The sequence below is a fragment of the Desulfosporomusa polytropa genome (assembly GCF_055380075.1).
Genome location: NZ_AP042400.1, coordinates 4,137,798 through 4,151,597, shown reverse-complemented (window position 1 = coordinate 4,151,597; position 13,800 = coordinate 4,137,798). Strand labels below are relative to the sequence as shown.

The window sequence follows — 13,800 nt, the reverse complement described above, 5'->3', positions numbered from 1 at the left end:
AGGAAAATGATTTCCAAAGATTACAATAATTTTTAGAATATTGGAGTTGATTCGATGAAGGGAACGGTCGTTGGGACTTGGGTCAATACGGCCCATAAGGTATGGGGCGAGTCCTTGGCAGTAGCAGCAATGCAGCACGTCGGCTGGCAGCCTGATAAAATGTTTTTACCTATGGAGGAAATCGAAGATGACAAACCCAAGGCGTTTGTTAAGTATCTAGCCGAAAAGACAGGTAAAAGCCAGGACGAGATCTGGTTAAATATTGGCAAAGACAATGTCATAACTTTTGCGAAGGCTTATCCGGCCTTTTTCCGTCAGGAAAGCTTATATTCATTTCTGCGATCCATGTATGATGTTCATGTTGTTATGGTAAAAAGAATACCGGGGGCTAAGCCGCCTGAGCTGTTAGTTGATCCGGTATCGGAATATGGCGCAATATTAAGCTATCGCTCTAAGCGTGGCATGTTCGGCTATATGAAGGGCCTCTTAGCTGGGGCTGCCGAGTTTTTTAAAGAGGACATTAAGACTGAGGTTATGGAGTCTTCAGCAGAACACTTGAAGATGCTGATTACTTTCCCCAAGCCGGTCAGCTATACAAAAGTTTACCGCTGGAACAAACTGTTATCCTTGGGGATAGTAAAGAGTATTCCGGCCAAAATCGGCCTCGGGGTAGTGGCTGCTTCACTGGTGGTTGACGGGGCATTGCTGGCTGCTGGGGTCAATGTACCACTGTGGACAGCTTTGCTAAGCGGTGTAGTAGCTGCTGGCGGTGCCGGACTGTTGCTGCAGCCGTTTGCCGCCATTAAAGAGGAACTAGCCGGTATTCAGGAGCGGAAGTACTATACTGAGACTAAGCTGGAATCTGGCGACGAGTTTGAAGACATCATGAATATGTTGGCCGAGTACAAGCTGCGGGTTAAACGCGAATTCATCGGATTTAAAGGGATAACCGATGAGATGAATAACTATGGTGATGACTTTAATAGCTTGGCTTCGCGTATGCAGGATACCTCAGATGAGATATCAGGAGTTGTGAATGATGTGGCCACTGCTGCTACCAATCAGGCTATGGAAACCGAAACGGCCGTAGGTATCTTGAACGGTAACCTGGAAACGTTGCGGACAGTAGTAACTGAGCAAAGTCAAAATAAAGAGCGTCTGGAAGCGGCGGTAGATGAAATTAATAAAGGTTTTGCCGAAGTACAGGTATCCAGCAATAAGCTGGAGCATAGCCTGGAAAAGTTTTCTGAGGTTAAATCTTCGGCCGGACATCTGCAAAATCAGGCGACCAAAATCAACGAAATTACCGGAATGGTGGCTGCTATTGCTGGGCAGACTAACTTATTGGCGCTTAATGCTGCTATTGAGGCTGCCCGTGCAGGTGAACAGGGCCGCGGTTTCGCCGTAGTGGCCGAAGAGGTTCGTAAGCTGGCAGAACAATCGCAGCATCATTCGGAAAGTATATCAAGCGACTTAAAAATACTTATGGATATTATTGACAGTGTTGTGCAAATGATTGAAGCTGAATTTGATATCCTGGCTGCTGAGAGTCATCAAATGAATGAGGTGGTTATTGGTAATACCCGCCATGTAGACAACATTCATTTGGTAGCTGAAAATATTGTAGATATGATTACTAAGTTAGAACGGGAAATGACCGGTCTCAATGCGGTATATGGAAAAATTGAATCATTGGCAGCCATTTCGGAAGAAAACTCTGCCGCCAGTGAAGAGGTTAGTGCTTCGGTACATATCTATAATGAGAAACTACATGATATGATGGGTAAGATTACCCAGTTTAAGACGGTTATTCAACATTTTAGCGTAGATATTAACACGTATCGTACCTAACGTTGCAGCAGAGGCGGGGGATTAAACCCCGCCTCTGCTTATCCAGCCGGTGATGACCCCAGTGGGAATAAAATCCCCTGATAGTTGTGATAGTATTCTTAGGAAACAGTGGGAGGTAAGTATGATTCGCGAGCGTCGTAATAAAGCGAAATTGGAAATGTATTATAATAAATTTGTTACCGAAGGCAGCCTGGACCCGAATGTTCACCCTTGGATAGCTGAATCCTGGTTACGCAGCCAGAGCCTGGGCGTTGGTACAGAGAGCTTTTGTCTCAATGAAAAGTTATCGGCACAAGAGCTTGCTGAGCACCGGGAAAAGTATTGCTCGGCTATTGGCTTTCTGGATGGGTTATATGAAGAAATTAAGGAGCATTTTACTACCTATAATCTGAGCATGCTGTTGTATGATCAGGATGTATATGTGCTGAAAAACTATGCCATGCCGTTTTACCAGAAAACGGCAGGCGAGTTAGAAGGAGCCCGGATGCGGGAAGAGGATGTCGGTACCTCTAGTGTAAGTATTGCCCACAGGCACAAAGTTCCTTTTCTGATGTTTGGCCCTGAGATGTGGATCAAAGACTGCCAAAGCGGGGATGCCTGTTCGGCTCCGATTATCGTGGATAACCAAGTAAAATATATTGTGACAGTGGTGTCTGTTCAGCAAAATGAGCTGCCATACAGTGCCGTGGTCGCTTTGGTACTTAGTATTAAATATGCCATGGAGCAGCATCTTAGGTTAATGGCCAGCCTTACTGCCAAACATACCATCCTTGATGCTGTACCGCTAGCGGTATATCATATTCTACCTGGGGGCGAAGTGGCTTATGCCAACAAGCTAGGAAACAGCCGACTTTCAGGCATTGTTCCCCCAGGTAGTGAAGAAAAAGAGGAAGGTCCCAATCTCAGCAATGTCTTGTTAAATTATCGGCACACACCGCTGTATAAAGGCTTTTTGGGTGTGCCATCATATAATCGTGAAGTAACCTGGATAACACCGCGCAAAACCTACGAGGATATTACCACAGTGGTACCGATTTCTGGAGATGACGATGATATAGAAAGTATTGTAGCCGTATCTTTGCCGATAGAGGATTTACGTACTTTGGTTGCTCATACGGCAGGTTATACAGCTCGCTACAGCCTGTCCAGTATGGTAGGAACCAGTAATGTCTTTGCTACCATGCAGGATAAAGCCAGCCGTACGGCAAGACACGATTATCACCTGTTGCTGCAGGGGGAACCCGGGACAGGCAAGCAGCGTTTGGCGCATGGTATTCACCAGGCGAGTTCACGTGCTGCCGGACCATTGATTGCGGTCAAAGGTGGTGATTTGCCGCCAGAGGTACTGGAATTCGAATTATTTGGCAGGGGCGGCAGTGAAGCCGAAGGCCGCCCAGGTAAATTAGAACTGGCCAGCGGTGGCACACTATTTCTAGATGAGGTTGAGAAATTCTCAGCTGTGCTTCAGGAGAAATTGGCAGAAGCTCTGGAAACCAGACAATTATCGCGATCTGGCGAGAATGTCAGCCGACCGATTGACGTCCGGGTTATTGCCGCTTGTGATACGGATTTGAAACGGCTTGTAGAAAAAGGCGTATTTTCTGCCAGACTTTATGATATCATTTCCCGCGCCGTTGTGCGGGTACCTTCACTAAGAGCCCGTCGCGACGATTTGCCTAGTTTGGCTACCCATATTATTGAAGAATTGGCCACGCTGCATAATCTGCCACCCAAGCACTTAGAACCAGCGGCCGCCGAGCTCATTATGGGCTATGACTGGCCAGGTAATATCAAACAGCTTCAGGGAGTTGTTGAACAGGCCTTTTTCCGTACCGCTGGTACGACCATTACCTGTGTTGATATTGTTATGCCTGGTGAGCAAGGTTTGAGTAAGGCTTGGAAAGAGGATAAAGCAGCCTTTATTGAGGCTTGGAAAGCTGCCGGTGGCAATATCAGCCGCTTGGCAAATATGCTGGATGTCAGCCGGGTGACCTTGTATCGGTACTTGAAAAAATACGGGTTAGATAAAGAGTAGAGGAGGAGAATGGTTGCGACTGCGTAAAAAGCCATGGGTAGCTGAGGCGCTGAAAGGCTTTAGTGATATAGTAGTACAGAACCCAGGAGAAGGATTAGCGGGAAACTGGCAGGATATGTTTGGAAACGCTTTGCCAATGCATGTTGAACTTGGTACCGGCAAAGGGCGGTTCATTACCGGAATGGCCGAGCAGCAGCGAGGGTTGATCAATTTCATCGGGATCGAGGCCAAAGAGGAGATCGTGTATTCTGCTGCTCAAAAGCTTCGCGAACTGGAGTTGTCCAATGTCCAGCTGCTAGTATTTGATGTAAATGACATTCTGACGATTTTTTCACCAGGGGAAATTGAGCGGCTGTATATTAATTTTTGCGATCCCTGGCCTAAAAACCGTCATGCTAAACGGCGGCTCACCCATATTGAGTTTTTGAAGAAATACCGCACTTTGTTAAAGCCGGGTGGACAATTATGGTTTAAGACTGATAATCGTCCGCTATTTGAATTTTCGTTAGAGCAGTTTAGTGAATTTGGCCTCGAAATCAATGGTATTACCTATGACCTGAGGAAGAGCGGGTTTGACGGTAATGTTATGACAGAATATGAGACTAAATTCAGTGCTCTGGGACAACCAATTTGCCGTTGTGAAGTAAATTTTTAATGTCACTTACCGGTTACGCGCGCATACAATAAAATAAAATCCTTTTTTGTATGGGAGTGTGTTGTGATGTCGCGTCATTCACCTGGTACAGGCAATGTCCGGCCCGTGCCGCCGCTTGATATGGAAGAGGTCAAGTTTTGGCTGCATATCATGGAAGAGCATGCGCTGTTCATTAAGACCGGTTTACCATTTGATAAGCCTGATTTGATCGAAGAAGCGGCTACTTTTGAACGTGAATTCAAGGCTTTGCGAGTGCGAGCCGATAAGCTTACAAGCGAGAAAAAATTTGCTGAGCTAATTGCAGAGAGTATCGATTCTCTTAAGGAATTTCTTCGATATAAGCAGCTGTTATTAGGATGTTCGCTGACCAATAAGCTGGGCAGTGCGTTGCCACCGCTGTTTTTTGATCATGTTATCCGCGAAGCTGAATACTTTATGGCTATTTTGGAAAAACTCCATGCCTGTAAGAAGCTTGCTGTGGTTAAAGCGCTGGAAGCTGATTTTTGGCTAAGACTGATGACTGAACATACCAAATTTATTGGTAGCAGGATTGACCCTTCTGAACGCAGCCTGCTGGATGTTGTTACCGGCTATCAAGCTGAGTTCGATAATTTATCTATGCAAGCGCGTGACTATGTGAGTTTCCTTGCGCATAAGCCCATGGAATTACCTGCTTTCGACCGGTTCCTACAAGATAGTCGGGTCGCGACCATGCGGCTACGGGATTTTAAACAGGCAATTCATGAGATGATTGTTCAAAACAGAATGTTGAGTACCATTCCCGCTGTACTGGCAGACCATGTTCGCCGGGAAGCCGATCATTTTTTGTTAGTGCTGTCAATGATGGAAAAGGGCGTAATCAAGGTGGAAAAGGATGTGCTGGCTTTCAAACATAAGTATCCTAGTATTATTGATACAGCGGTGGCAGCAGAGTTTTCTGATGAGATGTTGGAACCAGACGAATTCCTGGGGCCTGGACGTGAGCCTAAGGCTGAGGAAACGATTGATAATATCGAACTTGATTATACTCCTGGCAGTGAACGAGAAAAGTTACCTATTAGTGAAGTTTTTTCTACTAAAGCCAAATGGGATGCTGCGGATAATGTCGAGGAGCCAGTGAGTCTTGCAGATAGTACCAAAGCCGAGGTGGTAGAGGAGGTAGCTGTAACGGCTAAGGTCGTAGCGGCAGAACAGGTGGCAATACCTCCCAAACCGGTGGCTGAGCCTAAAAGCAAACCAGGCAAGTATAAATGGGGTGGCAACTGGCCGCGTCAACTGGGAAAACTAAAATAATAACCACTAAAAAAGTACCCCTCTCGCGTTGGCGGGAGGGGTTTAGCTTGATTATAGCGAATACCTATGGCAGGATAGCAATGGTAGATAGTAATTGCCGCTTGGTATTGGTGACCGCAAGTAATGATCCGTCAGTTAAATCAAGTAGGCTTAAGTCGGCAAACAGATTGCTGGTGCCAATGGCTGAGTGATTGTCAGGAAGTAAGTACAGTCGGGATAGCGAACGTCCAATGGTTAACCGATCAATCACTTGGGCAGTTTCCAAATCAATGACAAAGATAGAGGCACCATCCTCATTGACAATATAGGCTGTTTTGTTGTCGGCGGCAAGAGCGGCATGACAGGGGTAGGCTGCCAGACCGCTGGGACAACTGGGACATTGGATGGTGACGACGGTGGGAGAGGGGCATTTTTTGCTTAGATCAAATAAAGCAACTCCTTCGCTGGTAAAGGCTGTGTTCGTAAAAGGTACAATTAGGCGGTTTTCTGCTAAAATGATATTGGTAGGAATACCGGCGATATCATACTGCCAGGTAATCGTACCGTCAGTTCCTAGTCCCATGATGGTGCCGCCCGCCTGGTGTTCCCACGCCGTATAGATGGCATCAGCATCAGCGGCTAAACCTACGCAACTGGCTTTAACAGCAGGTGCGCCCAGTAGCTCTAGCGACATGGTTGTTAGGTCTAGTCGGTGTAAGTTACCGCATGGCTCGGCAAGATACGCAATGAGAGTGGCAGTTTTCGGCAAGATAAACTGAGCCGGGTAGGGAATGGTTATCGGCAGGCAATAAAGAGACAAGCTAATTAAATTGACTGCCAATATACTATTTTCACCAGTTGTAGCTGCGCAAGGCAGATAGACCTTGGTATAATCCGGGGTAACGGCAAGCTCAGTAGGTGTTAGTTCAGACGAGAAACGTAATTCATGGAGAATTTCACCGCTAGGCCCGTCGACAATAAGTATGGCAGAGGTAGCTGCATCTACAGCTACTATTTTATATGATTTTACCCCATGCGATCACCTCTTTTACCCAAGTCTTGTAGCTTTGTAAGTCGTTCACTATATACTATTGGGCTTACTGCCAGTTTGTTAACATGTTTTTGGAAGGAGTGTCAGCTTGTGAGTGAGAGGAAGGTCAGAAGCTTCCCCAAGCTGTGGGTTAGTCCGGCAGAAGCCGTATTTTTTATTGCCGGAATTTTATTTTTGATTGGCACGGTGAATATTTTTAGCGCCAGCTTTGTGCTGGGGGGACAGCTATTTAAGGATGGTTACTTTTTTATAACAAGGCACTTAATTTCATTTGCAATAGGCTTTGTTGTTATGGTAGCAGCTGCTGCTATTGATTATCGCCGCCTGCAGGGGGGGTGGCTGCTGTTGGCAATAATAACGACAATCGGGCTACTTTTGGCCGTTCATGTTGCCGGGGTGGATGCTAATGGTGCCAGACGCTGGCTTAGTCTGGCCGGTTTTAAATTTCAGCCCTCTGAAATCGCCAAGCTTACAGTCATTATGACTACGGCGGCTTATTTAGGGGCCCGACTTGATCGAGGGCGAAAAATAACGTTATCCTCGCTGCCACTCGGCGTAGCACTGGTAATGGGTGTTCTAGTACTTAAACAACCAGACATGGGGACCGCGGCAGTCATTGTGGGTTTATGCCTGGTGTTATATGTGTTAGCAGGTATACCGCGCCAGGAACGGTACTATCTGGGAATGAGTGCAGCTGCTATGATCGTATATTTAGTCTATGCGGCATCATACCGGGCTGAACGGATTTGGGCCTGGCTTGACCCCTGGGCATATCAACAGACAACTGGTTATCAGACTGTGCAGTCACTGCTGGCGATTGGTTCTGGTGGCTTGTTTGGTTCAGGTCTGGGGATGGGAGCCAGCAAATTTAACTATTTGCCGGAAGCGCATACCGATTTTGCTTTTGCCGTATTGTGTCAGGAAATGGGCTTCGTCGGGGTAATGCTAGTACTGGTATTACTTGGTGCTCTGGCCTGGTATGGTATCCAGATTGCCAGCCGGGCAGCCGACGGTTATGGTTTTATGTTGGCGACAGGTATAACTGCCTTGGTAGTCGGCCAGGCTGTCGGCAACATTGCCATGGTTTCAGGAGTAATTCCAGTAACGGGTGTGCCGTTGCCGTTCATTAGCTTTGGCGGCACATCGCTTATTGTCAACTGCGCAGCTATCGGACTGCTGATTAGTGTTGGCCGGCGCATGACGTCAAAAGTTTTTAAACCAGGGGCTAGATGCTTTGGTGCCGATCGTCCAAGGCTTAAGTTGGTGAAAAGGCCGCCCCGTCCAAGCGGCGCATAAGGGTATATGTTTAAAGGCCTCCTATTACGGTAATAATTACTAATGAACTTGTTGGTTAGTAATTATTCGGGGTGTTGGCGTAAAAACCAAGTTCCTCAAGGGAGGCCTTTGCTTATGCTGTGGCTTATTCGAGCAGGCGCATACCTTTTTAGTGGTTTGACAATTTGGCAGTTCATTCAGGGAGCCGGGACACCTGATATGGCAGAAATTCATCGGCATTTAGCCCTTGATCAGCCACATGGCATGGTCTTTGGAGTATGTGCTGGCTTTAGTACCTATACCGGAATGGATGTCACTTTAATCCGCCTGGCCTGGGCATTGTCAGTGTTGTACCGCGGGGCAGGCTTGGCGCTGTATATTATTGCTTTTTTAATTATGCCTGTATCGTAATAGTTATTTCGTTACTTGCTTCGATAGGCTTGCGCCTATCGAATTTTTTTTATGTTAGTAGGGTGACATTTACTATGGTATTCACATAAAATACACTAAGTCAATGAGAGGAGGCTTCGTTGTGAGAAAAAAAACCAGACATCAAATGTATAGTAAACCCGGCAAAAATAATGTCATGAAAATGCAAGAGGAACTTCATGACATGGATGATATGTGTGACATGGATGAAGAGATGGATGATACAGAGGACATGGTTTGTGAAAAGCCTAGCTATATGGGATGCATGAAGGGGATAGATAAAGATATGTGTGGCAATTTCCCGGAATGTATCCAGTTAGCCCATTCGTATGTACCTTGGCAAACCTACGAAAAGGCGTTTACTCCACCTGAGGCGCTTATGAAAGGAACGTTGTTTCCGGAACTCTGGGGTGTCTATAAAATTCCTAAATAGATTGGCTTGGAGGTGTAAATAAGTGAAATATGAAAAGCAAATGATGTTACTTAAAAAGGTGCAAGAGATGGAGTTTGTAGCAATTGAACTTAATCTGTATCTTGACACCCATCCTTGCGACCAAGATGCACTTAACGATTTTAATTGTGCAGTAGAAATGCTGAAAAAATTGAAAGAAAAGTATGAGTGCGAATACGGACCGCTTATAAACTTTGGTTTTGGCGGTATGTCCGGCGAGCCTTGGCAATGGGCTCAGGGACCTTGGCCATGGGAACTATAACGTGAGACTTAGCTTCAGGTGGGGTTTTAACCCCATATGAAGTTTAGTCGAACCTATCCAGGGACTTAGTTACTCGCCTGTGCCCTTTAGGGTATAACTCCCGCTTGCAAAGCGAGAGTCTTAGAGAAACTTGGTCATCGGATAAAGCTTTGATAAAGGAGCGGTAGATATGTGGTTATATGAAAAAAAACTCGAGCATCCTGTGCGTGTCACTTGCCCGGACGTAAAATTCGCCAAAATGGTAATAACTCAATATGGCGGCCCTGACGGCGAACTGGGCGCCTCGCTTCGGTATTTGAACCAGCGGTATAGCATGCCGACAGATAATGCTAAAGCGTTGCTAACTGACATCGGAACCGAAGAGCTGGCTCACATGGAAATGATTGCGGCCTTAGTATATAAGCTTGTTGACGGTGCCAGCTGCGAAGATTTCAAAGCCGCAGGCTGGGAAGGACAATATGTTCAGCATAATCATGGACTCTTTTGGACAGATGCTAATGGCGTTCCGTGGTGCGCCTCTTACATTGCCTGCCTTGGCGATCCTATTGCCGATTTGACTGAGGATATGGCTGCCGAGCAAAAGGCGCGGGTGACATATGAGCATTTGATTGCTTGTACGGAAGACCCTTGTGTTAAAGATACTCTGCGGTTTTTGTGGGAAAGGGAAGTTATCCACTTCCAACGGTTTGGCGAGACTTTGAATGATGTGCAAGAATGGATGTGCAAGAGTAAGCATGTTTGGCATGGACATAAGTGTGGGTGTGAGTAAGGGATTATAGACTATGACATAAGGTAAATAGGTTAACCCCCTGATAAAGCGCAGGGGGTTAACCTATGCCAAGACTTCGTCCTGATTAACACAGTTTGTATCATAACTTGCCGAACCGCCGTATACCGAACGGTACGTACGGTGGTGTGAGAGGACGGCGGTTAGTCACCGCCTCCTACTCGATTTACAAAGGAAATCTAATTCTAGTGTAGAATATAAGGTGATAATAAATTCAATATAAATGGAGGAATTTTAATGCTAAGAATTGTAGTGCTTGTTATTTGTCTAATTTTTACTACATCCGTACCAGTTTTTGCTGAACATTTGAAGGGCGCATCCTACTATGACGATAAAGTCACTATTAATATTCATTCGAATGAAGGTGGGTATCTTTCGCAGCATGGGTCCATTAAAGTGCATAAGGGTGAAAACGTTTTTGTCCAAATTAGGCCAAATAAAGGATTTATTATTAAAAAAGTATTTGTTGATCACATGCTTATTAGCCCGGTACATGAATATGAGTTTAAAAATATTACCTGCGATCGTGAGTTGTATGTAAAATTTGAACCAATAAATAAAAAGCCTAAGGTAAAAGCACCGCACAAATAAATAACTCAAATGTCGCTGACTTTGCCGATAGACGGCTTTTTTCCATCCATTTCTAAAGAAATTCTAAAATTAGGGATATATAATTTCAATATAGAAAATTCACAGAAGGCAATGCCTTTTTGTTGAACATAAATTTTCGCACTCCTCTCTCATTGTAAAACTACTCAGCAACATTACTGTTGCTGAGTAGTTTTATTATGATATGTCTGTCGGGGGCTATTTTTGGCATACTTCTATCTTTAAGTAATCTTTAACTTACTTCCTGGGTTTACATGGTACAATTACGTAAAAAGCACAGGAGGTAAATAAAAAATGAGCGGATCAAAATTACCTACTTGGCAGGAGTTGCAAAATGGATTGATAGCAAAAGCCATGAAAAACGAAAGCTTTCGCAAGGAGTTACTGGCTAATCCCAAAACGGTAATGGAAAGCGAAATGGACAAGTTAAGGAAAGGGAAAAAATTTTATCTACTCTGGAGATAAAGGTAATTGAACAATCGGCTAATTTTCTGTATCTGGTACTGACATCTAACGCAACAATCGACATGGAAGACAAAGCATCTGAGTTAAGCCTCTGGCATGTGCAAGGGGCTTTTTCGATTTAATAGTTATCAATAGGAATTTACCGCTTTAACCGTAGACAATTTCAGGGTCAGCTTATTAATAGGCGGCTTTCTTGGTGATTCAATACTTATACAATTACTTATTCTGAGCTAAGGGCATAATCAGTTTTTTATTTTTGGGTTTCACCCTATGGGAATATTAGAATTAGGCAGGAGTTCTCCTGTTTTTAAAGAATAAAAAAATAGTTATATATCAAAAAAATATTGACCTTATTGTAACAATAAGGTTTAAAATTTTTAGAATAGGATTAACTAGTATTGCACGTTATGATGTATACGAGGAGTTATTCTCATGAAAAAGTACTATACTATTGGGGAAACAGCGAAATTGCTTGGCGTTACTACGCAAACGTTACGTCATTATGAAAAAATAGGCATTCTTGAGCCTAAGTATATATCGGGTAGAAGCGGATACCGGTATTACGAATTCAACCAGTTTCATATCATTGATCGTATAAAATATTTGCAATATTTAGGCTTATCGTTATCTGAAATTGGCTGTATCATGAAAAAAGGAACGGTTGACGGCCTGTTACCGGCGCTGGAGCAACAGTGGCAGGCTGCTAATCAAGCGTTAGAAGCCATTCGTGCGAGGACTAAAGATGTTGAATGGTATATTGACTACTTTACTTATTTGAGCAAAATGGATGTATCAAAAGTGCTATATCGCATGCATATGGAAACGAGACATTTGATTTATGTCCCTTGCTACGAACACGATGAGCTGGCAGATATGGAAATCCGACTGGCTAAAACTCGTAGCCGGACTGAATTGCATCACTTGTCTTATCGGCGTCAATATGGTTATGAATTAACTACATCGGGCCTGTTTCAGAGTAAATTTGAACCTAAAACATATTTTATTTATATCAAAAATAGACCTCAGTCCTTTACACCCTACTATAAAGAACTTCCTGCTGGGGAGTATCTGTGCTTTCGTACCAAATTGCTACAGGAAAAATGGGATACGACAATTTTAAAGAAATATTTTGATTCTCTTCCTAAGCCGTCTACTATTCTTGCATTAGAGTTTGAGGATAATTTGGTTGAATATATGAATGCGGATTATGAAGTGCAAATGCTGTTAGAGTAATTTGTTTTATGAAAGTTAAGTGCGTTTATAGGCGCTGCTGAAAAATAACAAAAGATGTGTCTTCTGCGAAATAACAGAATACACATCTTTTGTTGTTATTTTACGGAAGTTTCATGAATGATTATTCTGTTTTGTCAGAAGATTCTTCTTGACATGTATCTAAGAATAAGGTTTATCCTTGAGCATATAACCCACTGAACCTATTTGGAGGAGATGTTGATGATGTCTAATGAGTTAACCAGAGAAACGAATATTTTGTATACGGGAGGTGAGTCTAAGCTTCCGATTGAACGGCCGGAAACTCCACCTATCTATCATTCAACAGCGAACATCATTCGTGATATGGATGATTATGATTTTGCCAGTACTGGCGGTAAATATTACTATTGCCGGACTGCGAACCCGAATCGAGATGGGGTGGCAGAAGCTGTATCCTATTTAGAAAAAGGAGAACAATCTCTTGTTTGCTCTTCGGGTATGGCAGCCATCTCTACTGCAGTCTTATCTCTCATCAAGGCAGGTGATCACATTGTTGCCAGTCGCTCGATTTATGGAGAAACAATAGAGCTGTTTGATAATATCTTAAAAAAGTTTGATGTTGAAGTCACTTATAGTGATTTTACAAATATTGATAGTGTTCGCGAGTCCTTAAAACCTAATACCAAGATATTGTATACAGAAATTATTGCCAATCCGCTTATTGAAGTCGTAGATATTGACGCTTTATCTGAACTGGCTCACAGCATAGGAGCGCTTGTGCTGGTTGATAGTACATTTACTACGCCGTTGGCAATTCGTCCACTAGAGCATGGAGCAGATATTGTTATGCATAGCTTGACGAAATATTTTGGCGGCCATAGTGATATTACGGCTGGTTCAATTACCGGTTCAGGAAAATTAATGAAAAAAATATATTCCGATTATTTGCTTTTAGGAGGTTGCCTGGATCCAAACAGTGCCTGGCTGATGTTGCGCAGTATCCGAACCATGGAAATGCGTGTCACTAAACAGTTTGAGAATGCAAGAAAAATTGCTGAAGCCCTGCAGACAGATTCGCATGTGCGGTATGTAAATTACCCGACTTTGTCCAATCATCCGCAGTGTGAATTAGCGGCAAGGCTGATGCCGAATGGCTGTGGAGCCATGCTTAGTTTTCGTGTAGAAGATGATAGAGATAAAGTGAATGCATTTATGCATAAGTTGAAATTAGTAAAATATCTTGGCACATTAGGCGGATATCGTACGACTATCGCTCATCCGGCCACCGCATTCCGGAACGAGTTTACCCCGCAAAAACTGAAAGAGATGGGAATGGAAGAAGGACTGATTCGTATTTCTGCCGGAGCAGAGGCGGTTGAAGATTTAATTGCTGATTTTAAACAAGCGTTAACGGTCTTTGAGAACGTGTAATTTTGGAGGAGGCTT

At 44.0% G+C, this 13,800-nt stretch carries 14 protein-coding genes; 13 read left to right on the top strand and 1 reads right to left on the bottom strand.

Annotation, left to right across the window (positions count from 1 at the left end; translation table 11 throughout):
- Nucleotides 1-54 precede the first annotated feature (54 nt).
- The 4 genes from ACZ449_RS21100 to ACZ449_RS21085 all read left to right on the top strand — a co-directional run bounded on the left by ACZ449_RS21100 (nt 55) and on the right by ACZ449_RS21085 (nt 5,834).
- The gene (locus ACZ449_RS21100) at nt 55-1,851 is read left to right on the top strand and encodes a heme NO-binding domain-containing protein (protein WP_464258021.1); all 1,797 of its coding nucleotides are present in this window, start codon (nt 55-57) and stop codon (nt 1,849-1,851) included.
- 121 nt (nt 1,852-1,972) lie between these two features.
- The gene (locus tag ACZ449_RS21095; protein ID WP_464258020.1) at nt 1,973-3,886 is read left to right on the top strand and encodes a sigma-54-dependent Fis family transcriptional regulator; all 1,914 of its coding nucleotides are present in this window, start codon (nt 1,973-1,975) and stop codon (nt 3,884-3,886) included.
- 13 nt (nt 3,887-3,899) lie between these two features.
- Nucleotides 3,900-4,541, top strand: a complete 642-nt coding sequence (trmB, locus tag ACZ449_RS21090; protein WP_464258019.1) for a tRNA (guanosine(46)-N7)-methyltransferase TrmB — start codon at nt 3,900-3,902, stop codon at nt 4,539-4,541.
- A gap of 66 nt (nt 4,542-4,607) precedes the next feature.
- Entirely contained in the window at nt 4,608-5,834 is a 1,227-nt protein-coding gene (locus ACZ449_RS21085; protein ID WP_464258018.1) for a DUF2935 domain-containing protein, read from the top strand.
- 64 nt (nt 5,835-5,898) lie between these two features.
- Here ACZ449_RS21085 and ACZ449_RS21080 read toward each other — a convergent pair whose 3' ends face one another.
- On the bottom strand, nt 5,899-6,654 hold the full coding sequence (locus ACZ449_RS21080; protein WP_464258017.1) for a YncE family protein: 756 nt from the start codon (nt 6,652-6,654) through the stop codon (nt 5,899-5,901).
- Nucleotides 6,655-6,954: 300 nt separating this feature from the next.
- On the opposite strand from ACZ449_RS21080, the gene ACZ449_RS21075 reads away from it, so the two are divergent.
- The 9 genes from ACZ449_RS21075 to ACZ449_RS21035 all read left to right on the top strand — a co-directional run bounded on the left by ACZ449_RS21075 (nt 6,955) and on the right by ACZ449_RS21035 (nt 13,785).
- On the top strand, nt 6,955-8,160 hold the full coding sequence (locus tag ACZ449_RS21075; protein ID WP_464258016.1) for an FtsW/RodA/SpoVE family cell cycle protein: 1,206 nt from the start codon (nt 6,955-6,957) through the stop codon (nt 8,158-8,160).
- A 114-nt stretch (nt 8,161-8,274) separates the two neighbouring features.
- Nucleotides 8,275-8,550 (top strand): PspC domain-containing protein, encoded by a 276-nt coding sequence (locus tag ACZ449_RS21070; protein WP_464258015.1) that lies wholly within the window; start codon nt 8,275-8,277, stop codon nt 8,548-8,550.
- 121 nt (nt 8,551-8,671) lie between these two features.
- A complete protein-coding gene (locus ACZ449_RS21065) occupies nt 8,672-9,001 on the top strand; it encodes a spore coat associated protein CotJA (protein ID WP_464258014.1) in 330 nt (109 codons plus the stop codon).
- A 22-nt stretch (nt 9,002-9,023) separates the two neighbouring features.
- Nucleotides 9,024-9,281 carry a spore coat protein CotJB gene (locus ACZ449_RS21060; protein WP_464258013.1) on the top strand — a complete coding sequence of 86 codons (258 nt, stop codon included), beginning with the start codon at nt 9,024-9,026 and terminating at the stop codon, nt 9,279-9,281.
- 169 nt (nt 9,282-9,450) lie between these two features.
- Entirely contained in the window at nt 9,451-10,050 is a 600-nt protein-coding gene (locus ACZ449_RS21055) for a manganese catalase family protein (protein WP_464258012.1), read from the top strand.
- Nucleotides 10,051-10,305: 255 nt separating this feature from the next.
- Complete coding sequence (locus ACZ449_RS21050; RefSeq protein WP_464258011.1) at nt 10,306-10,659, top strand: hypothetical protein; 354 nt, start codon at nt 10,306-10,308, stop codon at nt 10,657-10,659.
- Nucleotides 10,660-10,971: 312 nt separating this feature from the next.
- Nucleotides 10,972-11,142, top strand: a complete 171-nt coding sequence (locus ACZ449_RS21045; RefSeq protein WP_464258010.1) for a hypothetical protein — start codon at nt 10,972-10,974, stop codon at nt 11,140-11,142.
- A 432-nt stretch (nt 11,143-11,574) separates the two neighbouring features.
- Nucleotides 11,575-12,375: a MerR family transcriptional regulator gene (locus ACZ449_RS21040; RefSeq protein ID WP_464258009.1), complete on the top strand. Its 801-nt coding sequence runs from the start codon at nt 11,575-11,577 to the stop codon at nt 12,373-12,375.
- Between the two features lie 219 nt (nt 12,376-12,594).
- Nucleotides 12,595-13,785: a trans-sulfuration enzyme family protein gene (locus tag ACZ449_RS21035; RefSeq protein WP_464258008.1), complete on the top strand. Its 1,191-nt coding sequence runs from the start codon at nt 12,595-12,597 to the stop codon at nt 13,783-13,785.
- Nucleotides 13,786-13,800 lie beyond the last annotated feature (15 nt).